Genomic DNA, 21,718 nt, shown 5'->3' on the forward strand with positions numbered 1-21,718 from the left:
TTTCTCACCTCTATCTTGGTTACTCGTCTTCTGCCAATTCCTTTGTGCTTTGACGATACTCAATCCGATGTGGCAATAATACAATATGATCTTCAACTTGTTCGTTATTCATATACTTGGTTAGTAATCTCATAGCAACGGCCCCAATATCATACATTGGTTGGACAACTGTAGACAGACGAGGACGTACCATCTCTGCTAACCGCACATTGTCATGACCAATCACTTCCACATCTTCGGGTACAGAGTGTCCTAAATCCTGAACAGCATGAATCGCTCCTATTGCCATTTCATCGCTAGCCGCGAATACGGCTGTTGGTGGTTCTGCGAGTTTCATGAAGTCCCCCATACTTTGCAAACCTGATTCATAGCGGAATGAACCATTGGCAACCAATTGTTCATCATAAGATAGACCCGCATCCAATAACGCTTGTTTATAACCCTCAAAGCGCACCAGTCCTTCTAATGGGTATGACATTGGACCTGTAATGATTGCAATGCGTTTATGCCCACGTTTAATGAGTGCTTGAGTAGCATCATAAGCCGCTTGGAAGTGATCAATTGTCACTGCTGGTAGTTTTCCTTCTGGGTCACGAGTAGCTGCTAGAACCGTTGGAATGGAAGCCGTTTTTAATGAATGAAAATGATCTTCTTTGATCTCAGCTCCCATGAATAACAATCCATCTACTTGTTTTTCTAATAAGGTATTGATTAACTGCAATTCTTTTTCTAAACGGTGATCCGAGTTACAAAGAATAATATTGTATTTATACATGGTAGCGATATCTTCAATCCCCCGTGCTAGCTCAGAAAAGAACTGACTGGAAATATCCGGAATGATAACCCCTACTGTTGTGGTTCTCTTACTTGCTAGCCCTCTGGCTACTGCATTTGGGCGATAACCTAGGCGTTCAATAGCTGTCATCACTTTTTTACGTGTTAATGGCTTAACATTCGGATTGCCATTAACGACCCTTGATACGGTCGCCATCGATACTCCTGCTTCACGTGCTACATCATATATTGTAATTGGCATATTACGTCCACCTATCTTTTCCAGATTATACCTTTCAGTATTATTTTCATAAATTTATAGCCATATAATACGATATGATACCCATAGTTGCAACCGTTTTCTCGGTCTACATTTTTCCTATTAACGGCATGATTTCGCAGTTTTGGTCCTTTTGTCTCTTGATCTGATGGTTTCGATAGAAAAGAGTCCGAAAGAAACCACCACCTTACACGCTGCATTCTCAAGTTATGTATAACTATACTTCTAACTCACCCTACCATAAGAGAAAAGCAGACCACTCCGATGAGAGGCCTGCTACGGTTACACACAGTTCGGTTCTGCTTTTACTTCACAATAGCGATTTCTGGTTTGTAAAGACCAGAAGCATAAAGTTCATCTAGCATTTCATTGAAAGCCGGGATAGTCAGCTGTTGTTTTGCATCGGACAATGCTACATCTGGATCAGGATGAACTTCAACCATGATACCATCAGAACCTACTGCCAAACCAGCTTTCGCTGTTGGAAGCAATAGGTCTCGGCGACCAGTCGAATGGGTCACATCTACAAATACAGGTAAATGAGTCTCTTGTTTTAAGATTGGCACAGCAGAGATATCAAGGGTGTTGCGAGTCGCTTTTTCGTACGTGCGAATACCGCGTTCGCAAAGCATAACCTGCGTATTTCCTTCTGATAAAATATATTCAGCAGCGTAAATGAATTCTTCGATGGTCGCTGAAAGCCCTCGTTTTAATAGGATAGGATGGTTAGTGCGACCCGCTGCTTTTAGCAGTTCGAAGTTTTGCATGTTACGTGCGCCAATTTGAATAACATCCACATATTTTGTTGCCATTTCAAGATCAGCTGGTGTTACGATCTCGCTAATGGTCACTAAATTAAACTCATCCCCGATACGTTTCAGGATCTCTAATCCTTCCGCTCCAAGTCCTTGGAAGTCATATGGAGAAGTACGTGGCTTGTATGCTCCACCGCGAAGTACACGTAGTCCTTGTTTCACGTGATTTTCAGCCACAGCACGAACTTGATCATAGCTTTCAACCGAGCATGGTCCAGCAATCAGAACCTTCTCTTTTCCACCAAATTCCACACCTTTAATCGTAAGGACCGTATCCTCTAGTTGTTTTTTACGGCTAACTAGTAGAATTTTTTTGTCCTCGTCCTTTTGCAGGTCAAGAGAAGCGCTGAAGATTTGTTTGAATAAATGACGAATGGCTTCGTCGCTGAACGGTCCATTATTATTCTCTACAATTAGATTCAACATGTCGCGCTCACGTTCTGGATCAAAACGATTTACGCCCTGCTTGCTCTTCTCTTGGCCTAACTCTTGAACCAAAGAGGCACGCTTGTTGATTAATTCTAATAATTGCAAATTAATTGTGTCTAATTGTCGGCGAATGGCCTCAATTTGTTCATTTCTCATCTCTACTCCACCCTTCTACTTTTTCCCTTATCGTTTGCAAATCACAGTATGGTTATACATAATACGTTCTGAGTTATCTGTTATTATAGTAGATGATTAGACGTTTGACCAGCCCTTTAGTACCAAAAAGCGCGAAAGTAATTGTTACAAGCCATAATTTTTTTGAAAAAGGTTAATTTAATAGGGTTTTATTATCTTTAGAAGCTAGTATATGATAGAGAAAATACGTAAATCTTCCATTCCAGATGGGAAGGAGACAATTCATTTGTTAGAAGAACATGTAGATAAGCAAAATAACACTCTTTTTGCTTTAGATATTGGTACTCGTAGTGTAGTAGGACTCATTGTAGAACCACTTGCAGACAAAGACAAATTTCAAATTAAAGATTGTTACATTTTAGAGCATAAGGAACGCTCCATGCTAGATGGACAAATCCACGATGTTCTTGCAGTCGCTGAAGTAATAGAGAGGATCAAGCAGCATTTATCTCAAAAGCATGGTCCCTTACAAGAAGTAGCAGTGGCAGCAGCAGGACGCTCGCTGAAAACAAAGCGCGTGCGCTTCGAGCTTCCTATCTCCCATTTACCTGTGTTGACCAAAGATGATGTGCTTACTCTCGAATTTTCTGCTGTACAAAAGGCGCAAGCTGAATTAGCTCAAGAGCTGAATGAAATGGATATTACACGCTATTATTGCGTAGGGTACAGTGTGGTTAACTACCATTTAGATGAGGAAATTATCGGTAGCCTAATCGATCAACGTGGAACGAACGCTTCTGTTGATGTTATCGCAACATTTCTCCCACGTATGGTTGTGGATTCCTTGTTAGCAGCCCTCAAACGAAGTGGCCTAGAGATGAAGGCCCTTACCTTAGAGCCGATTGCTGCCATTCATGTGTTGATTCCTACCACGATGCGACGATTAAATATAGCACTAGTTGATATTGGTGCTGGTACCTCTGATATTGCTTTAACAGAAGAGGGCAGTATTACGGCTTATGGTATGGTACCAACGGCTGGGGATGAGATTACAGATGCTCTTATGAATGCATATTTACTTGATTTCCCTGTTGCAGAAGAAGTAAAGCGTCATTTACATGATCAAGAAACCGTACAATTCCACGACATTTTGGGAATCGAACATGACGTAGGTGCAGATCAAATCATTGCGGCTATTGATTCTGAAATCGAATCCCTTGCTAAACAGATTTCTCATAAAATTTTAGAACTTAATGGTAAGGCTCCTCAAGCAGTTATGTTAATTGGGGGCGGAAGCTTAACTCCGACCCTGCCAACAAAAGTAGCTCAGCACTTGGGATTGCCAGCTAACCGTGTTGCTGTTAGAGGTGCTGATGCAATCAAGCAATTTGTTGGTGAACATCCCTTGCTAAATGGGCCTGCATTTGTAACACCTGTTGGAATTGCTCTCGCTGCACATTCACAACCGATTCGTTATGTAACAGTGACTATTAATGATACTCCAGTAAGGCTCTTTGACCTTCGTAAAATGACATTAGGTGATGCACTTCTAACGGCTGGTATGGACATGAAACGCCTACATGGTCGTCCAGGTTTAGCGATGTCAGTCAATGTGAATGGACGTCTTAAAATCATTCCGGGGGAACATGGTACTTCTCCTACCATTTTAATTAATGGTCGACCAGGCTCGCTCGACTCTCTCATCTCTGATGGGGACATCATTAGCGTAGTTTCAGGTGAGGATGGTAGCGAAGCAACTGCTTTAGCACAGGATCTAATTGATTCAAGCACAGCATTGCCTCTCACAATTAATGGTGAGGAGTTTTTACAACTCCCTATTGTTTTGCATAATAGCTTAATCCTACAACACGATGCCGTGCTAACTGACCGCATGGATCTAGAGATGCGTCTGCCTAAAACCGTCGGAGAAGCTATTCAGTCTAGCAAGTTTGCCACATTGATACAGGAAGTAGCTGAAGCTCCCTTATTTACGGTTACATGCAATAAGCAACCCTATTCCCTTCCTCGCAAAGAATTACATATTCTTTTAAATGGGAAAAAAGCTACTTTGTTGGATTCTGTTTATTCACAAGATACCATCCATTGTGAGATTCACGAGTTAAAAATTCCTACTATTGGTGATTTGATAACTCCAGAGGATATGGTTCAGGAAACCGTAAATGTCTATGTAAACGACCAACTCATATCCTTAGAAACAGGTCACATGGATATACAGCTAAATGGCAGTTCCGCTACCATGCAAACGCAGCTACAACATAATGATGTTGTAACCATACACTCGGCAGTAGGAGAAGCACCTATAGTAAGTGATATATTTCGTTATATAGACATTCCCGCTCAGCCGATTGGGACCAACCAGCTACCCAATTTCATCATGAAGGTCAATCATGTTGTAGCTTCCTTCCAAACCCCTTTAGTAAGTGGGGATAAAGTAAAACTATATTGGGAGTAAAAAAAGACCCTATATTAGCTATGGGGTCTCAGGCTGTCGAGAAAGTCGACAGCCATTTTTATTTTGTTATATTTTAAGACAACACAGCGTTAATGTGCTATAATATTCTTTCATTTACATTACCGGTGGGTGATTGTCATCGATTCAACGCTTATTTACTTTCCGAAGACAATGATTTGATGATTTGGCCAAGCGTCTTTGTATCAAAATCCTTCTCTGTCATTTGGTACAATTCATAAGTAAAGCCTTGGTGCTCCCAAAGGACGATTCCATTTGCAAAATAGACTTTTGTACCATCGATGGTTTCTGTTTTGACCTCATCTGTAGTGCCGATTGCGTTTTTTCCACCACGAGAAATTAACAAGGAAATGAAGTCTCCCTCCTTTTTATACTGCACCTCAATCATTTGTTTGTCTTGGACCACGCAGTTTACGAACTGATAATGATCAGACAGCCATTGGGGTGTCGGAAAGTCAATTCCCGTAGCGGCACGTGCCTTTTCCACTGTTATTTGTGGAGGAGTTTCCCTCTGAATTTCTCTTGCTTCACTGCCTGGTTTCTTCACTTCCGCTGGGGTTACTTTCGTAGGCAGCTCTCGGTCAAATTGAGTAATCTCCATATTTCCAACTTGGAAACGTGCCAATATCGATTGGATCATCCCTTGCGCAAACGATGTAGTTGAGAAAGCACCGCATAGACAAACTATGGCAATGGCACTTACCGCAATAGACTTCCATTTAGTATTTTTCATATGGATTTCTCCCTTTTTCGTATGGTTTGGTTGGATCGTTCCGGTTTTCATTTTGAAGACTAAGCGGTTATAAATCCTCTCTTTCGAGGCGGAGTCATCTAGCTCTAAATTTGTCAGTATGTTTGTTAGGTTTCGAAATTCTTCCAAATTGTGCTTACTCCTCATACTGAAAGCCCCCTCTTTCTAATTCAGTCTGTAATTTCTTTAAACATCGGTAGAGAACGACGCCTATATTTGAACCACTGACACCAAGCAAGACTGCGATTTCCGTATTTTTCAAGCCAGCTCCGTATTTCATTGCGATGATGTTACGTTCCTTGTCACTCAGCTTAGCAAGCGCCTTGAATAAGGCTTGGTTATTGTCGCCTCGGATCACAATTTCTTCGGGAGATGATTTGGGCAGGACCATATCCAAGATAGATTCAAGTGAAAAGCTCATTTTTTTCTTCTGCGAGCGGAAGTAATCCGTCACGGCATTTCTGGCGATGGCAAACAACCATACCTCAAAGTTGGATTTATCCGGATTGAAGCTACTATATTTGGAAATTACCATCTCAAATACGTGGCTGCATATTTCTTCAGCCGTATAGTGGTTGTTGACCCGATAGCAAATATAGTGATAGACACGCATATAGTACGCATCGTATAGTTCCGCAAATCTCTCAGTCGACAGGATTTCATACTTGGGTTTGCTAGTTGGGTTCTGACTGATTCCTGTGTTCACTCGAGCAATCTCCAATCTACTTCACCTCCCTTCACTTGATGACTACCTAACAAATTGCGCAATTTGTTTTGATGAGTCTTACGATTGTTAATACGGTAAAAGGAAGATTGTATTAACACGAACTTTTTATTGTCGGAATTTTCAAACTTATTAAGCGTAAAAGACTACACGGTCTCATTATGTTATATTCATCGATTTATTTACTCTCTTTATTACTAAGAAAAACCCCAACAAATGTGGGGTTTCTCTTCAATCTGAGACCCCATAGCTAATATGGGGTCTTCTCATGTCTGCTTATTTCATAGCTTGCTCAATAGCATCCTTCGTAATCTTCCAATGAGAAGTATGCCATGATACTGCACCGTCCTCAATAAGGAAAATTTGAGGTGATTCATGTTTAATCTGAAGATGCTCGGCAATTTCATTTGAAACAGGGCGAGCTTCACGAACGAGGACTTCAGCTGCCTCTACATCGCTGTTTGCTTGCAAATACGCATGGAATTGCTCATGAGCAGACGTACTGATTGGACAAACCGTACTATGTTTAAACAGCAATAGTTTGCCTGTTTTCTTTAAGAATGCTTGCAGGTCTTCTTGGGATTGCAACTGTTGAAATGCCAAATAAGCCCACTCCTTTCTCAATACCTTAGATGATCATTATAATAAAGAGAAAGAGAGCGAAAGGCAAATTTTTTCCTATTTACATTACACTTCTATCTTAATTTGAGTCAGCTTTCTTTGGATTTCATTTATCCATTGCTGATCATTAAGTGACTTAGCCAATAAGTATAAATCAAGTAGTTCATTTACTCTTTCATCAATCTTATCTTTTAATTCCTCATCTTCACTCTGTTCAGCGATGAGGACGAGTAAATTGGCAAATTCACTGATTGCTTCAAAAGCAACCTCTTGATCTTCCGGTTGGTCCCCTAGGTTATTCATCAGTTGTTTAAGATCATCCTTGACGAGATCAACAACCGATGTACAAGCACATGCTTCATCTTTGCAGACATGAATAGGCACATTACAAATTTTCACCCGACTGCGATAGATTACACTGCGCAGCGCGATGTCCATTTCTTTGCCACATTTGCTGCAATATTTCATTTGTACTTCTTCTCCTCTCTCAAAACTGCCTTCCCTTCAGCTTTTTTATGTCTGTTTATTTGTCTTTTATCTGTGTCACCCATTTCGAGTGAAGGATATCATAATCCTGCTGAAGATCTATTGGTACATGATGGCAGTCATTGTTTAACTCTAAACGCCCAAACGCTTTCCCCATATGTAAAAGCGTATCCTCTACACATTGTAGGGGTTTCCTTTCACTTTTACATGTCATACTTTCTGTAACTAGATGAAAACTTTGGCATCCATCCACTGTTTTTGGTAGATAAATGCCAAAGATACCAGTATTCTTGCATCAACAATTAGTGATAAATAGCATTTACTTTCTCGCATGTAGGACAAATAGCAATTTTACCCGAACGCCCAATTTCATCCTCTACTCGATAACCGGTAATTTTTTCTGAGAAACAAAACAGGCACTCCGAGTTAAATTCCATATCGTATTGAGCTTTCCAAGCTATCGATTTAAAATTCTCTCCCACACAAATAGTCATATACAAGTGTTCGTTCGGTTGTAACGCATTGATATCTCGATTCATCATATCCATCCCCTGCCTTTTTGTGAATGTCTTTATTATCATTCAGCTTTTCCACATTTTCAGAATAATAAACATCAGTAAAAATATTTTTACCGAGATACTTCGCTTTCCAAATTTTTTTGTGTACAATATGAGCAAGATCATGAAAGTGAGGAGATACATATATGAAAGATCCACGTTTAGAGAAATTGGCACATAATTTGGTCAATTATTCCATTCGTGCTCAAAAGGGCGAGCACGTTCTCATTCATTCTACAGGGCATCAACCTGAGTTAGTAAAAGCCCTTATTCGCAAAGTATATGAAGCTGGAGCTCACCCATATGTTCAACTTCAAGATCCTGCTATTCAGCGAGAATTATTACTGAACACAAACGAAGAACATCTAGCTGTCATGCGAGAAGCTGAAGTTGCCTTTATGAAAAAAATGGACTGTTACATTGGAATTCGTGGAAGCAATAACATCACGGAGCTCTCTGATGTTCCAAGCGACAAGATGAGTATGTATTCTCGTCAATTACAAAGACCTGTTACAGACATCCGTGTACCTGAAACGAAATGGGTAGTTATGCGTTATCCGAACGAATCCATGGCTCAATTGGCTAGTATGAGTACAGAAGCGTTTGAAAACTTTTACTTTGATGTTTGCAATTTAGATTACAGTAAAATGTCCAAAGCAATGGATAGCCTGGTAGAGCTTATGAACAGAACGGATAAGGTTCGCTTAACAGCCCCAGGAACAGATTTAACCTTCTCAATTAAAGACATCCCAGCAATCAAATGCGCAGGTGAGTGTAACATTCCAGATGGTGAAATTTTCACTGCTCCTGTGAGAGACTCTGTTAATGGTACCCTTTCCTATAACACGCCATCTCCATATCAAGGCTTTACCTTTGAAAATGTAAAGCTGACGTTCAAAGATGGAAAAATCGTGGAGGCTACGGCTAACGATACAGAGCGTATTAATAAAATCTTCGATGAGGATGAAGGCGCACGTTACATTGGGGAATTTGCTATTGGCGTGAATCCTTATATTCAAAATCCAATGAAAGACATCCTGTTCGATGAAAAAATTGACGGAAGCATCCACTTTACGCCAGGACAAGCATACGATGAAGCGTTCAACGGAAATAAATCCTCCATTCACTGGGATATGGTATTAATTCAACGTCCTGAATGGGGTGGCGGAGAGATCTACTTCGACGATGTTTTAATCCGTAAAGATGGTCGTTTTGTTCTACCAGAGCTTGAGTGTCTTAACCCTGAAAATCTCAAATAGCAGAAAACAAATAAAACCTCGAGGACTAGAATCCCCGAGGTTTTATTGTTGTGACCGTTTTCAATTTGAGCAGGAGGCGTAATCAGTTCAGGATATATGAGCAACATTTTGCCCATTGTCCATCATCTGTTTTTTATTCTTGAGAAATTGAATAGCCCCTTCTAGTTGATGGAGGGTATACTCCCAGCACATCTTCTGATACTCATTTAATTCCTGCATGCTTTTCTGATAACTGTTTCGAATAATTTCTTGTCGCTTTTCCTGATACGCTATCAAATCGTCAAAAAAGTGCTTTTGATCTTCTGCTGAATGCAAATCACAAAAGAATAAACGCGTTAACATATCAGAGCGAACAATTGGTCCTTCAATTTCCATCTTTAATTCCTGATGAAATTGATCGCGTCCTTGTTGCGTCAGACGATACATGATCTTGTTTGGCTTTCCTGACTGTAGAACTTCTTCTTTTGTAACATACCCTTCTTGTTCCAACTTTTTAAGAGCTGGATAAATCGCGCCATAACTCGCATCGTAAAAGAAACCGATGCTACTCGTAAAGAACTGCTTTATATCGTAGCCGCTCATTTCACGATAATGTAATAAGCCTAAAATAATTGATTTGACGTCCATAACATTTCCTCCGGATGTAGGCTTGGTACAAAATTTCACTGATTTACTTACATTATTCCTTCTTTATTTCAATATTATAAAATGTTTAACTTCATATTAGCAACATTATAGCAAGAAATGAATCCTTCTCCCCCTTCCTACGAGAGTAACGCTTTAAATCGTTATAGCACAAGTTTCTTTAGGCTTATTTCCCTCTCTTTCATATAGTAAAAGCATCCTATATTCCTAGTTTTTGTCTCTATTTTCAGGAATTTTCTGTGATATCTGATTACTTCTGCTTGATTGTGAGACTATAGTACCGGTTTCTCCCGATAATTGGGCGTTCCACCTTTATCCTCTCCTCCATAAGATGATGTATACCTATCTGCAGGGAAGTAAGGAGATGAAGTTGTGAAACCTAGAGGCTGGTCCTATACGAATACAAAATATCAGCAGATGAGTAATCTACATCCATTCAACTTCTTTGTTCCGTTAGTGGAACAGGTAAAGCATGGCGTAGTTTCCCTTATCTGCGAAGACAACACCTCCCCTCCCGACATCGATCAAATTTTGCAAAGCTTTTTGGATATGGAACCACTCGAAGCAGGCCAGACAGAAAAGAGCTTTGGTTCCGGTTTCATTTTCCATCCCAGAGGCTATATTCTCACCAGCGAGCATGTTATAGGCAAAGCTAAATCAATTTATGTAAAAATGTGGAATGGAAAGGTATTTGAAGCGAAACTCATTTTTAGTGACCCTCAGCGGGATTATGCTATCGTAAAAATTGAATCCGACGTACGTCTTAGCCCACTCTCTCTAGGTAATTCAGGTGAGGCACGCGTAGGTGAATGGGTGATTAGTGTCGGGAGTCCCCTTGGCCTAGAGAATTCCGTTACCGCGGGAATTATCAGTGCTAAAAATAGGCGTATTCAGGTATCTAAACGATTGTACGATGAAATCTTCCAAACAGATGCTGCTATTAACCCAGGTAATAGCGGAGGTCCTTTAATTAATTTACACGGGGAAGTAATAGGTCTAAACGCATTTATCATCCAGTCTAGTCAATGTCTTGGTTTTGCCATTGGGATTGATAGTATTAAGAAAAAAATTCAGCAACTTTTATAACTTTATTTTTTCCTACCACACGCAACAATAAACGTGTCATCAAAAAAGAGTTGCCATCTCACCCCAGAGAGTTGGCAACCCCTTTTTTGCTGTATCTAAAATTATCTATGAGGTTCACTCCTCTTTGTTGTTTACCAGACAGCCACAGCTCCATCGGTTCGTGGATCTGTACCTCCTATTAATACACCCTTCTCGTCACGAATAATAATCTGACCACGCCCAAATCCTCCTGAACCCACTATATATTTGACTACATGTCCCATAGCCTCTAGTGTAAGCGCTAAGTGTTCGGGAAAGGAACTCTCCAATTCAATTGTTTTGCCCTCAGTCCATTGCCATCTAGGGGCATCCAACGCCGCTTGTGGATTTAACTGAAAGTCGATCATATTCATAACTACCTGCACATGACCTTGAGGCTGCATAAATCCACCCATGACACCAAAGGGACCTACTGCACGTTCTCCTTTTGTAATAAAACCTGGAATAATGGTATGGTAGGTTTGTTTACTAGGCTCTAAGCAATTATCATGCTGAGGGTCAAGCGAGAAGGTATGAGCACGATTTTGCATGGCAATCCCCGTATTTGGAATGACGATTCCTGAACCGAAACCCATGTAGTTACTCTGAATAAAAGAGACCATATTCCCTTCCTCATCAGCTGTTGCTAGATAGACCGTACCACTACTCGCCGGTTCTCCAGCCTCAGGTAGCTGTGCCTTATCTGTGATAAGCTCTCGACGTTTTGCCGCATATTCATCTGACAGTAATTCATCAATGCTTACTTTCATTTTGTCATGCTGGGTAATATAGCGTAGCCCATCGGCAAAGGCCAGCTTCATTGCTTCCCATGACTTATGATAGCTGTCAGTGGTGTCTCTTTCCGCAAACGTATAACCTTTTAAAATATTTAGCGCTACTAACGCCACAAGTCCTTGACCATTTGGGGGGATTTCCCAGATATCATATCCTCGATAATTAACCTTAATCGGATCTACCCACTTTGCTTTAAAGCGAAATAAATCCTCTTTACGTAAGTAGCCTTGATATTTCCGCGAGTGAGCATCCATCTTCTCAGCAAGCTCGCCTCGATAAAACGATTCTGCTTTCGTTTCTGCAATCTCACGTAATGTTTGTGCATGTGCCACTGATTTCCAAATTTCTCCGACTTGGGGTGGGCGCCCTTCAGGTGCAAACGTCTCAAACCAAGCTTGAAATTCTTCTCCCTGGCCATTTTGTTTAAATTTATCGTAGGCTATCTTCCAATATTTAGCTAGTGTAGGCGAAAGAGGGTATCCATTTTCAGCATAATCGATAGCGGGTTGCAATACCTCAACTAAGGATAATTTACCGAAACGTTCTGAAAGTTCAGCCCAAGCTGCTGGAACTCCCGGGATAGTCACCGGTGTCCATCCATATGTCGGCATACTCTCGTGTCCTGCTGCCTTTACTGCCTCTCTTGAAATCAATGCCGGTGTGCAGCCACTAGCATTTAGACCATGTAATTTATCCTTTACCCAAACGAGTGCAAAGGCGTCTCCCCCAATCCCGTTCGAGGTAGGTTCTACCACTGTCAAACAAGCAGCTGTAGCAATGGCTGCATCGATCGCATTACCACCCTTTTTTAAAATATCTAACCCTGCCTGTGCAGCAAGTGGCTGTGAGGTTGCAACCATTCCTTTTCTCCCATAGGTCGCCATTCGTTTTGAAGCATATGGATAGGATAGTGAATCGAATTTGTGCATAAATGTGCCTCCGGTATGTTCAGTCATCAATTCTGTGTTTTGCCTCTACTATTTAATAAAAAATCCTCCGTACCCCATCGCCAGTAAAATAACGAAGGCCGGATGGATCTTACGTTTTTCCATCAAAAAATAAGATGCACCACCTAGTATTAGCGTGTGCCATAAGCCAATTTGTTCATAGGAACCAAGAAGAAATTGAACAGCCAACGTACCAAGCAAAACGGTAACGATTGGACGAATAGAGTGTGTCATAGCTTTGATTTGTGGTGCTTGGCGGAATAAATGAAATACGCCTAATAAAGCAATCATAGCAATAGCAGTCGGGGCAATCGTAGCAAACAAACCTACCAGAGCTCCGGGAATACCTGCCACTTGATAACCAATATAACCACCTAGCTTGGTGGAAATTGGGCTAGGTAGGGCATTCCCTAATGCTAACGTTTCCCCGAACTCCTCAACTGTCATCCACTTATAATGAGAAACGACTTCATTTTGAATGAGAGGGATGCTCGGAGGCCCTCCCCCATAGCCCAGAATATTAGTAATAAAAAATGCCCAAAAAATCTGTACATAAATCATATCGTTAGACTCCTTTGTTTAAATTTGTTGCTGGTTCTTTTGTCGTTTGGTATGCCAGGTGGAATACGCAAAAGCGATCACTAAGGTAATGGCAACAAACAAACCCGGGTGAATTTGAAAAGGAACTAACGCAATCACTGAAATGAACAACATCGCCAGAAAGCCTTGCTTTTCTTTCCTTTTTTTACTATCATTCCAGCCCTTTTTAAAAAAGTCATAGGTCATTACCACCATCATGACCGCGATGACTGGCTGGATGGCTTCGATCATACCCCGTACTGTCTCAGAGGTTTTCAGCACATTTACGAACTGCATAAGGATAACCATCAGTAAGAGGACAGGAAAGACCATGGCTGAGATAGCGATGGTGGCACCAAGCCACCCTTTTACTTTGTACCCGACATATGCAGCCATTTTGGTGGCAATCGGTCCCGGTAAGGTATTGCCAAGTGCATAGTTATCGGCAAACTCCTCTTCGCTAACCCATTTGTATTTCTTTACGCACTCCGCATGCACTAACGGAATCATGGTTGGGCCACCACCGTATCCAAAAATGCCAATTCGGAAGAACGCTAAAAATAATTGCCAATAAACCATTTTCTCTCCTCCTATCTCTATAAGATTTCTTCAACGAAATGACACGAAACCATATGCCCTTGAATTCCTTCTTTTAAGGTGGGGGGTGTTGTTTTACATAAGTCTGTTGCATAGTGACATCTTGGATGAAAGGTGCAGCCACTTGGTGGATTTGCTGGGCTTGGCAGGTCCCCCTGTAACAAGATGCGTTCACGCTTCACCTTCGGATTTGCTTTAGGAATAGCGGATAACAGAGCCTTTGTGTACGGATGACGAGGATTTGTGAACAAAGAGTTCTTGTCAGCAATTTCTACCACTCGTCCTAAATACATAACTGCTACCCGATCACACAGGTGTTTGACCACTGATAAGTCATGGGAAATAAATAGCATGGTTAACTGAAAGTCTTTTTTCAAATCTTTCAGTAGATTTAAAACCTGTGACTGAATAGATACGTCCAAAGCAGACACCGGCTCATCGGCTATAATTAGCTTAGGATTCACCACCAGCGCCCGAGCAATGCTAATCCTTTGACGTTGCCCCCCTGAAAAATCATGGGGATGGCGGGCCAAATGCTCTGGACGTAGTCCTACCACCTGTATCATATCTTCTAAACGTTTTAATCGTTCTTCCTTCGTACCGATTCCATGGACATTAAGTGATTCCATCAACGTCTGCTTAATCGTTTTACGTGGATTTAGCGATGCAAAAGGATCTTGAAAAATCATTTGGATATCTTTACGCATCCGGCGCATTTCTTTTTTCGAGAGCTTCGCTAAATCTTTGTTATCAAACCAAACTTCTCCGTCAGTAGGCTCTAATAAACGTAAAATAGTTCGACCTGTGGTGGATTTCCCACAGCCTGATTCCCCTACGATGCCCAGCGTTTCCCCAGAATAGACTGTTAAATCAATGCCATCAACGGCTTTTATATGCCCTACTGTTTTGTTTAAAAATCCTGCTTGGATTGGAAAGTATTTTTTCAAATTTTTTACTTCTAATAATGGTTGTGTCATCTTGACACCTCCTGGTACAGCCAACAGCGGCATTTATGTTTAGGTAATTCGAGTAACGGAGGTTGCTCTTGTCGACAGATAGCCATCACTTTAGAACAACGTGGCGAAAAGCGACAACCTTTTGGCATTTGATGGGCAAGAGGGACAGCGCCTGGTATTGTGTCTAAATATTCCTTCTCTTTATCTAAGTCGGGTATGGATTGCATCAAGCCAACTGTGTATGGATGAAGCGGTTCATCAAACAAGGTCTCGACATCGGTCTCTTCCACTACTTGCCCCGCGTACATCACAATAACTCGATCGCACATCTCAGCTACAACTCCAAGATCATGGGTAATTAACATGATAGATGTGCCTGTTTTTTCTTTTACATCCTGCATTAAATTTAGTATTTGTGCCTGAATGGTTACATCTAAAGCCGTTGTTGGCTCGTCGGCAATAATCAATTTGGGATCACAGGCCATCGCCATAGCGATCATCACACGCTGCCTCATTCCCCCTGATAATTGATGGGGGTACTCATCATAAATTTCATTCGCACGCGGCATTCCTACAGCTTTTAGCATCTGAATCGCTCGTGCCCTCGCATCTGTCTTGCCTATTTTTACATGAAGGATAACAGCTTCCTCAATTTGTTTTCCTACCGTATGCAATGGATTTAAAGAGGTCATTGGCTCCTGAAAAATCATTGCAATATCATTACCGCGGACCTTTTGCATATTTCTTTCCGATAGTTGTAATAAGTTTTCACCATTGAATATAATGTGACCTTCCGATTTACCATTTCGTGCTAAAAGACCCATAATTGAAAGACTGGTTACACTCTTTCCACATCCTGATTCTCCTACTACTCCAAGAGTTTCGCCTTGCTTAATCTGAAAGTCGATACCATCCACAACAGCTACCTTGCCATTGTCGGTTTGAAAGGTTGTTACAAGGTTTTGTACATCTAAAATAACCGACATCACGCTTCCCTCCTTATTTGCGCGTTCTCGGGTTTAGATATAGCTGTAGGCCATCCCCTAGAAGGTTAAAGCCTAGTACAACCACGAAGATAGCCAAACCCGGATAATATGTGGCGTATGGTGCCACACTTAACAACGATTGTGCTTGATTTAACATACTACCCCAAGATGGCGTCGGTGGCTGAACACCTAAACCTAGATAAGAAAGAGACGCTTCCGCCAGAATGCCCGATGCCATAGCGAGCGTAGCCTGAATAATAATGGGGCTTAATGCATTAGGTAAAATATGTGCAAAAATAATTCGACTATCTTTTACGCCAACGGATTTAGCTGCATGTACATACTCCATATTTCGCAGAGAGAGAACCTGCCCTCGTGTAATACGAATAAAAGCTGGTGCAAATCCAATTCCAATGGCTAGCATCGCATTTCCAAAACCTGCTCCAAGCACAGCAGAAATCGCTAGAGCTAAAATCAAAAATGGGAAAGCTTGCATAGCATCTACCACACGCATTACAATCCATTCGTCCCAAAAGCCACGATAATAGCCTGTAAATAATCCAATAGGCACCCCTATTAGCATGGCGATTCCTACTGAGACAATCGCTGCTTTTATTGAAATTTGTGCCCCATAGATAATACGGGAGAATATATCACGACCAAGATCATCTGTTCCAAACCAATGCTGGGCATTTGGTTGTACGAGAATTTGTTCATAATCCTGTGCGTTAGGATCAAATGGAGCAATAACTCCTGAAAAAACGGCACAGATCATCAACGCTAAAATGATCATAGCTCCCATTACACCAAGACCCGAACGCATGAACAGCTTCACTTTTTTCATTATCCTTCTACCCCCTTGCCCGCCTTAATACGAGGGTCAATGACTGCATACAGTAAATCAACCAATAAGTTGACCGCCACAACCAATACAGCAGATACCAGTATCGCACCTTGTACAGTTACGTAATCCCGTTTGAAAACAGACTCCACAATCAGCCTCCCAAATCCGGGAATCGAGAAAATGGATTCCGTAATAACAAGCCCACCTAAAAGCCCGGCAATCATCAATCCTGAAGTAGTAACAACAGGGATTAATGCGTTACGTAGTGCATGTCCTAAAATCATTCTTATCTCATTCAATCCTTTGGCTTTCGCGGTTCGGACAAAATCCATATGTACCACTTCTACCAATGACGAGCGTAGCATTCGCATGAGCATTGCTGATTCACGAAGCCCTGTCACCATACAGGGAAGAATCATAGCCATTACATTCGCTTTGGGATCTTCAGAAAAAGGTACATAACCGGAGGAAGGAAGCCATTGATTCTCTACGGAAAAATAGATGATAGCCATCATCGCTAGCCAAAAGCTAGGTATACTCATGCCACCCAATGCGGTAAAGGAAGATGCATAATCTATCCACGTATTGCGACGAACAGCCGCTAAAATCCCGGTTGGCACAGCAATGACTAAAGCAAATAAAAACGTGCCAATTGTAAGCTCAATAGTGGCCGGCAATCGTTGGGCAATCAATTCACTCACTGGAACTCTATCGGTAATCGAAATCCCCAAATCCCCAGTCACTACATGACCTAGCCAACTCACATATTGCACAACGATTGGCTTATCTAAGCCTAGCTCAGTCCTCAAAGCCTCGTATGCTTCTGGTGTTGCCTCTTGACCCAAAATCACCCGAGCGGGATCACCCGGGATCATATGAATCAATGAAAAGGTCATGATAGAAACCAGGAGCAGAATGGGAATTGTAAGCAACAGACGCTTTATTACAAACATCATGTTAAATCACCTCTCCTGTCAAAAAAGTTACTCTTTATCTAATTTGGCAGTACGAATAATCCCATCTGGTACATAGGTAAAGCCTTTTACTTTTTTGGACAATCCAAATTTATCATAGTTGTGATAGATGTAGATGTATGGTGCTTCGTCTTGCAAAATCGCCATTGCTTTATCGTATAGGGCCTTACGTTTTTGCTCATCTAATTCACTGCGAGCATCACTTAACAATTGATCCACCTCTGGATTAGATAAGCGACTTTTGTTATTAGGGGCTTCTGTTACATGGAAATCGTAAATATTCTGATCTGGATCAAGACGTCCTGACCAACCTAGCTGCAGAGCTTGAAAGTTTCCATTATCACCGTTTTCCAGCATTGTCCCATACTCGACCTTTTCCAGCTTCATGTCGATATTGTATTTTTTCAACATGTTTTGCAGAACTGCACCGAATTGTTCATTGGCAGGTGAGGTTGCGATTTGTAACGTAAAGGAGAACCCCTCAGGCTTCCCACCTTGTTCTAGCAACGCTTTAATCTCTCTATCATCTGGTTTTTTTACGGTATCAGATTCCCCATGGGCTAAACTACCCGGGGAGAATGGAGTACGCGCTGGCAACCCATACCCATCAAACAAAACCTTCACCACTGCTTCACGATCAATCGCACGGTCAACAGCTTGACGAAGATATTTGTTTGTGAAGGGTTCCTTTGTTACATTCAGATGAAGTCCTTGATAGCCCATATTTGCTTTTGCCACTACCGCAAATTTTTCATCCTTTTCTAATCCCGGAATCTCTTTTACCGGAAGCTCATCCACGATGTCTAACATACCAGAACGAAGATTTTGAACGGCAGCCGTCTGGTTGGTAAATACCTTATAGTTAATTGTGTCAAGCTTTACTTCTCCGTTCCAATATTTCTCGTTCTTTTTGAGCGTTACATGATCTCCTTTTACATGTTCCACAAACTTGTAGGGACCAGAGCCTACCGGATTATTCAGAAAGTCCTTTCCCGATTTTTTTACAGCTTCCGGTGACACCATCATTCCAGAGCGATCTGTAAAAATAGAGATCAGCGGTGAGAACGGCTTCTGTAACATGATTTGTACGGTCGTTGGATTTACTACTTTTACATCTGTAACAAATTTCAACTCACCTTTCCGTTTCGATCCTTCTTCTCTATACCGATCTAGGTTAAATTTCACTGCTTCAGCGTCAAATTTGGTTCCGTCCTGAAACGTTACCCCTTCTTTTATTTTTAATGTGTACATACGCCCATCTGGCGAAACTTCATAAGAGGTAGCCAGCATCGGAATAATCTTTCCGTTCTCATCAAGGTCAAACAGCTTATCATACACACTATTCTGAACATAACGATCATACAGCGAGGTTGAACCCATCGGATCAAGACTAGGCGGGTCTGCCTTTAAACCGATTGTCAGTGTTTTCAAAGCCGTCTTGTTAGCTTGAACACTTTCTTTCGTAGCTGAATCGCCAGCCCCTCCACAGCCAGTGAGCAACAGGGTACTCCCTAACAGAACAAGAGCTGCACTTTGAAAAAGTTTTCTTGAACCCATGATATTCTCTCCTTTTCTAGATATTTCAGTTTAACGAAATATTTTGTCTTTTTAAGATAACAGCAACTCTCTTTCATAAAGCTGAGAAAATTGCTGTATTGCTTCTACTCCTACCGAATAAATTTCAATTTAGACTTCAGCACTTTAAGCTCCACAATTACATTCGTTTTTGTAATCCCTTTGATCTTGTTTAGCTTTTGTACTAAAAAATCAGACAATTCATTATGATCTCTTGTAAATACTTGAAGCAGCAGTTGATAGTCACCAGATGTTAAAATTAAAAGCCGGATTTCATGCGTATGCTCCATGACATCAATGACATGCTCGAGCATGTTATTCTCAACAGCCACTTGAATCATCGTCTGTACAAGGATGCCAGCCTTAATCGGATTAACTACTCCTACCAAGCTCAAAATACCTTCTTCCTGCATTTGCTGGACACGGATACGCACTGTCTTTTCAGCTACGCCTAGCTCTTTTGCAATCTGTGTAAAAGGAAGTCGAGCATTATCCTGTAGCTGGGTTACAATCTGATAGTCTAGGTCGTCTAAATCGGAGTATAAAGATCGCTGTGCTTTTACCTCTTCCACCTTGTTCATCACCTAATTTCGTCTAAGTGTTGCCTTTTTTCTCCTTAATTCATACCTTTTTTAGATTTTTGAGACGAATTTAATTTTTTATTATAATAATCCATCTTCTCTTTATAATCAATTAATTTTTTTGAATTTCTTTTCATTTCTGAACAAAAAATCATAAAATCAATCATACTACAGTTGAAACGTAGCACAGTATTACTATGAAAAAGCGTTTTCACAAAAAAAAGCAAAATGGAACCATTTGCGATCCATTTTGCTTTTTATTCTCTATAAAAAATGAGTTTCTCATTTTAATATCCATTATCATAGTACGAGAAGCTACTGATTACACTTCCTGGTTTTTAGAAAACGCAATCAGATAGACTTCCTGATCGCTTTCAGTGTTTATTTCTTGTTCGATTTGTTTTAATTGTTGTAACTGAGCAGAGTCTAACTCTGCAAATGGCATCTCACTAAGATATTTATCCTGTTCCATCTTCTCACCCACCTCCCACAATTATCAAGTTCGTTCTTTTTTATTATGTCCTGATAGGGAGGAAAATATGCGCGTATGTAATTTCTAAAGATTGGGTGGTTATTTTGATCAATTAAGCACTAACGGTTTGCATTTGAAGCACTTGAGATACAGCCGAGCAAGAACGTTTACAAAAACAAATAGGTACTTGCTTATCTTTGGCTTTGGATTTGATTTTTTTCGCTAAGTTATGATTAACAAAATCGGTTAAGACTAAAATCATTTTCACATCAGATGGGATTTTTAAACTGGTCTCTGAGCTTTTTCTACCTGTAATATGGTGGATCTTTTTATACCCAACCTCTTCAAGTATTTGTAATATGTTACCTAACCTATCCCCACCGATAATTAATATAGACATAATAAAAATCCTCCTTTAGATAATATGTTCATATGACTCTGATGGTCAAAAACAGTTCGCTCACTGTTTATTCGTTATATGTCTCTGAAGCAAAAAGTTAATTGAGAATAAATATCATTCTTATTGATAAATATTATCATTCCCAATTAAGTTTGACAATACTCTGTACTATTTTTTTCTCGTTTGTTCACACTATTTTTACAAGCTACAGCTCCGTCCTTGATTGGATGGTTTTCCCACGGTTATAATCAGGCTATCACTAATTCTTAAAAAAGGAGGTGGGAGTTAATGTTGCAAGAAATCAAGCAGCTCCACACCATCTTTACCCGCACATTAGAAGGCATCAATGTTTTTCGCACCATGGTTCAGCCTTTAATCGATCATGCTAGGGATGAACATATGAAGCTTTACTATCATCACATTTCCGAAGAAGAAGAACAACGGGAAGAACGCTTGCATGATCTCGTCCCGCGTTTGTCTTTACTTATTCAGGAGAAAAATCTAGACCAACTGAGTGATCGCGAACTGTCTCATTTGCTCTCTGACCTAAATTTAGAACGATTTGGTCTACACAATTTCCGTGAGCATTTGGAATTAGCCCTGTATGAATTTACAGACGAGCCTAGTCGTTTAAAGCTAGATAACATGCGTGAAAACACACATCAAGATTATTTAGCAACCAAAGAAATCATGGTGAAGTTGAGTGAAAAATTTTCCGATGTCGTTCCTGCAAAAGTGGACACACATGATCATGACCATGGCCATGATATCCACCAGGTTAATCACTTTGAGGCTTCGTCTGCATTGCAAGATTCTGGCAGCGCTAAGCAGTCAGCAGCTGTACATGCCGACACTCACGGCCACTCAGCAGATAGCGCTGTTGTGAAAAAAGGACTTACAGTTGGAAGTCTGCGTCATCTCAATCGTCATGTATAAGAGAA

Annotated in this window: 23 protein-coding genes; 4 read left to right on the forward strand and 19 right to left on the reverse strand. The window is 40.9% G+C overall.

Features of this window, described 5'->3' with window-relative positions:
- Positions 1-19 precede the first annotated feature (19 nt).
- Both ccpA and BrL25_RS06085 read right to left on the reverse strand, forming a co-directional pair.
- Positions 20-1,036 (reverse strand): catabolite control protein A, encoded by a 1,017-nt coding sequence (gene ccpA, locus BrL25_RS06080; RefSeq protein ID WP_018672724.1) that lies wholly within the window; start codon positions 1,034-1,036, stop codon positions 20-22.
- 323 nt (positions 1,037-1,359) lie between these two features.
- Positions 1,360-2,454, reverse strand: a complete 1,095-nt coding sequence (locus BrL25_RS06085) for a bifunctional 3-deoxy-7-phosphoheptulonate synthase/chorismate mutase (RefSeq protein ID WP_018672723.1) — start codon at positions 2,452-2,454, stop codon at positions 1,360-1,362.
- Between the two features lie 211 nt (positions 2,455-2,665).
- Here BrL25_RS06085 and BrL25_RS06090 point away from each other — a divergent pair, with 211 nt between their 5' ends.
- Positions 2,666-4,906 (forward strand): cell division protein FtsA, encoded by a 2,241-nt coding sequence (locus tag BrL25_RS06090; protein WP_018672722.1) that lies wholly within the window; start codon positions 2,666-2,668, stop codon positions 4,904-4,906.
- Positions 4,907-5,057: 151 nt separating this feature from the next.
- Here BrL25_RS06090 and BrL25_RS06095 read toward each other — a convergent pair whose 3' ends face one another.
- From BrL25_RS06095 to BrL25_RS06115, 5 genes are all read right to left on the reverse strand, one after another.
- Positions 5,058-5,822, reverse strand: a complete 765-nt coding sequence (locus tag BrL25_RS06095; RefSeq protein WP_018672721.1) for a hypothetical protein — start codon at positions 5,820-5,822, stop codon at positions 5,058-5,060.
- The gene (locus tag BrL25_RS06100) at positions 5,812-6,396 is read right to left on the reverse strand and encodes a sigma-70 family RNA polymerase sigma factor (RefSeq protein WP_018672720.1); all 585 of its coding nucleotides are present in this window, start codon (positions 6,394-6,396) and stop codon (positions 5,812-5,814) included. Before BrL25_RS06100 ends, BrL25_RS06095 begins: the two co-directional genes overlap by 11 nt.
- Positions 6,397-6,675: 279 nt before the next feature.
- Positions 6,676-7,002 (reverse strand): bacillithiol system redox-active protein YtxJ, encoded by a 327-nt coding sequence (gene ytxJ, locus BrL25_RS06105; protein ID WP_018672719.1) that lies wholly within the window; start codon positions 7,000-7,002, stop codon positions 6,676-6,678.
- An 84-nt stretch (positions 7,003-7,086) separates the two neighbouring features.
- Positions 7,087-7,488, reverse strand: coding sequence for a hypothetical protein (locus BrL25_RS06110; protein ID WP_018672718.1), 402 nt, complete (start codon positions 7,486-7,488; stop codon positions 7,087-7,089).
- Between the two features lie 320 nt (positions 7,489-7,808).
- Positions 7,809-8,048, reverse strand: a complete 240-nt coding sequence (locus BrL25_RS06115; RefSeq protein WP_236848096.1) for a hypothetical protein — start codon at positions 8,046-8,048, stop codon at positions 7,809-7,811.
- 161 nt (positions 8,049-8,209) lie between these two features.
- On the opposite strand from BrL25_RS06115, the gene BrL25_RS06120 reads away from it, so the two are divergent.
- Positions 8,210-9,322 (forward strand): aminopeptidase, encoded by a 1,113-nt coding sequence (locus BrL25_RS06120; RefSeq protein WP_018672716.1) that lies wholly within the window; start codon positions 8,210-8,212, stop codon positions 9,320-9,322.
- An 87-nt stretch (positions 9,323-9,409) separates the two neighbouring features.
- Here the strand turns inward: BrL25_RS06120 and BrL25_RS06125 are convergent, their stop codons facing one another.
- Positions 9,410-9,949 carry a PadR family transcriptional regulator gene (locus tag BrL25_RS06125; protein WP_018672715.1) on the reverse strand — a complete coding sequence of 180 codons (540 nt, stop codon included), beginning with the start codon at positions 9,947-9,949 and terminating at the stop codon, positions 9,410-9,412.
- Positions 9,950-10,339: 390 nt separating this feature from the next.
- Here BrL25_RS06125 and BrL25_RS06130 point away from each other — a divergent pair, with 390 nt between their 5' ends.
- Positions 10,340-11,053 (forward strand): S1C family serine protease, encoded by a 714-nt coding sequence (locus tag BrL25_RS06130; RefSeq protein ID WP_018672714.1) that lies wholly within the window; start codon positions 10,340-10,342, stop codon positions 11,051-11,053.
- Positions 11,054-11,184: 131 nt separating this feature from the next.
- Here BrL25_RS06130 and BrL25_RS06135 read toward each other — a convergent pair whose 3' ends face one another.
- The 11 genes from BrL25_RS06135 to BrL25_RS06180 all read right to left on the reverse strand — a co-directional run bounded on the left by BrL25_RS06135 (position 11,185) and on the right by BrL25_RS06180 (position 20,777).
- Positions 11,185-12,795 (reverse strand): gamma-glutamyltransferase family protein, encoded by a 1,611-nt coding sequence (locus BrL25_RS06135; protein ID WP_018672713.1) that lies wholly within the window; start codon positions 12,793-12,795, stop codon positions 11,185-11,187.
- A 48-nt stretch (positions 12,796-12,843) separates the two neighbouring features.
- Positions 12,844-13,374: a chromate transporter gene (locus BrL25_RS06140; RefSeq protein WP_018672712.1), complete on the reverse strand. Its 531-nt coding sequence runs from the start codon at positions 13,372-13,374 to the stop codon at positions 12,844-12,846.
- A gap of 18 nt (positions 13,375-13,392) precedes the next feature.
- Positions 13,393-13,971, reverse strand: a complete 579-nt coding sequence (locus BrL25_RS06145; protein ID WP_018672711.1) for a chromate transporter — start codon at positions 13,969-13,971, stop codon at positions 13,393-13,395.
- A 17-nt stretch (positions 13,972-13,988) separates the two neighbouring features.
- Positions 13,989-14,966, reverse strand: a complete 978-nt coding sequence (locus BrL25_RS06150; protein ID WP_018672710.1) for an ABC transporter ATP-binding protein — start codon at positions 14,964-14,966, stop codon at positions 13,989-13,991.
- Positions 14,963-15,931, reverse strand: coding sequence for an ABC transporter ATP-binding protein (locus tag BrL25_RS06155; RefSeq protein WP_018672709.1), 969 nt, complete (start codon positions 15,929-15,931; stop codon positions 14,963-14,965). Before BrL25_RS06155 ends, BrL25_RS06150 begins: the two co-directional genes overlap by 4 nt.
- Before the next feature lie 13 nt (positions 15,932-15,944).
- Positions 15,945-16,775 (reverse strand): ABC transporter permease, encoded by an 831-nt coding sequence (locus tag BrL25_RS06160; protein ID WP_018672708.1) that lies wholly within the window; start codon positions 16,773-16,775, stop codon positions 15,945-15,947.
- Entirely contained in the window at positions 16,775-17,731 is a 957-nt protein-coding gene (locus BrL25_RS06165) for an ABC transporter permease (RefSeq protein WP_018672707.1), read from the reverse strand. The genes BrL25_RS06160 and BrL25_RS06165 overlap by 1 nt, the downstream gene beginning before the upstream one ends.
- A 27-nt stretch (positions 17,732-17,758) precedes the next feature.
- Entirely contained in the window at positions 17,759-19,306 is a 1,548-nt protein-coding gene (locus BrL25_RS06170) for an ABC transporter substrate-binding protein (protein ID WP_018672706.1), read from the reverse strand.
- A gap of 110 nt (positions 19,307-19,416) precedes the next feature.
- On the reverse strand, positions 19,417-19,905 hold the full coding sequence (locus BrL25_RS06175) for an Lrp/AsnC family transcriptional regulator (RefSeq protein ID WP_018672705.1): 489 nt from the start codon (positions 19,903-19,905) through the stop codon (positions 19,417-19,419).
- Positions 19,906-20,227: 322 nt separating this feature from the next.
- Positions 20,228-20,377: a hypothetical protein gene (locus tag BrL25_RS25130; RefSeq protein ID WP_018672704.1), complete on the reverse strand. Its 150-nt coding sequence runs from the start codon at positions 20,375-20,377 to the stop codon at positions 20,228-20,230.
- Positions 20,378-20,489: 112 nt separating this feature from the next.
- The gene (locus BrL25_RS06180; RefSeq protein ID WP_003334818.1) at positions 20,490-20,777 is read right to left on the reverse strand and encodes a DUF2325 domain-containing protein; all 288 of its coding nucleotides are present in this window, start codon (positions 20,775-20,777) and stop codon (positions 20,490-20,492) included.
- A gap of 288 nt (positions 20,778-21,065) precedes the next feature.
- Here BrL25_RS06180 and BrL25_RS06185 point away from each other — a divergent pair, with 288 nt between their 5' ends.
- Positions 21,066-21,713, forward strand: coding sequence for an IMEF encapsulin system ferritin-like cargo protein (locus BrL25_RS06185; protein WP_018672703.1), 648 nt, complete (start codon positions 21,066-21,068; stop codon positions 21,711-21,713).
- Positions 21,714-21,718: the final 5 nt, after the last annotated feature.

It is taken from the genome of Brevibacillus laterosporus DSM 25 (genome assembly GCF_002706795.1).
Taxonomy (GTDB): domain Bacteria; phylum Bacillota; class Bacilli; order Brevibacillales; family Brevibacillaceae; genus Brevibacillus_B; species Brevibacillus_B laterosporus.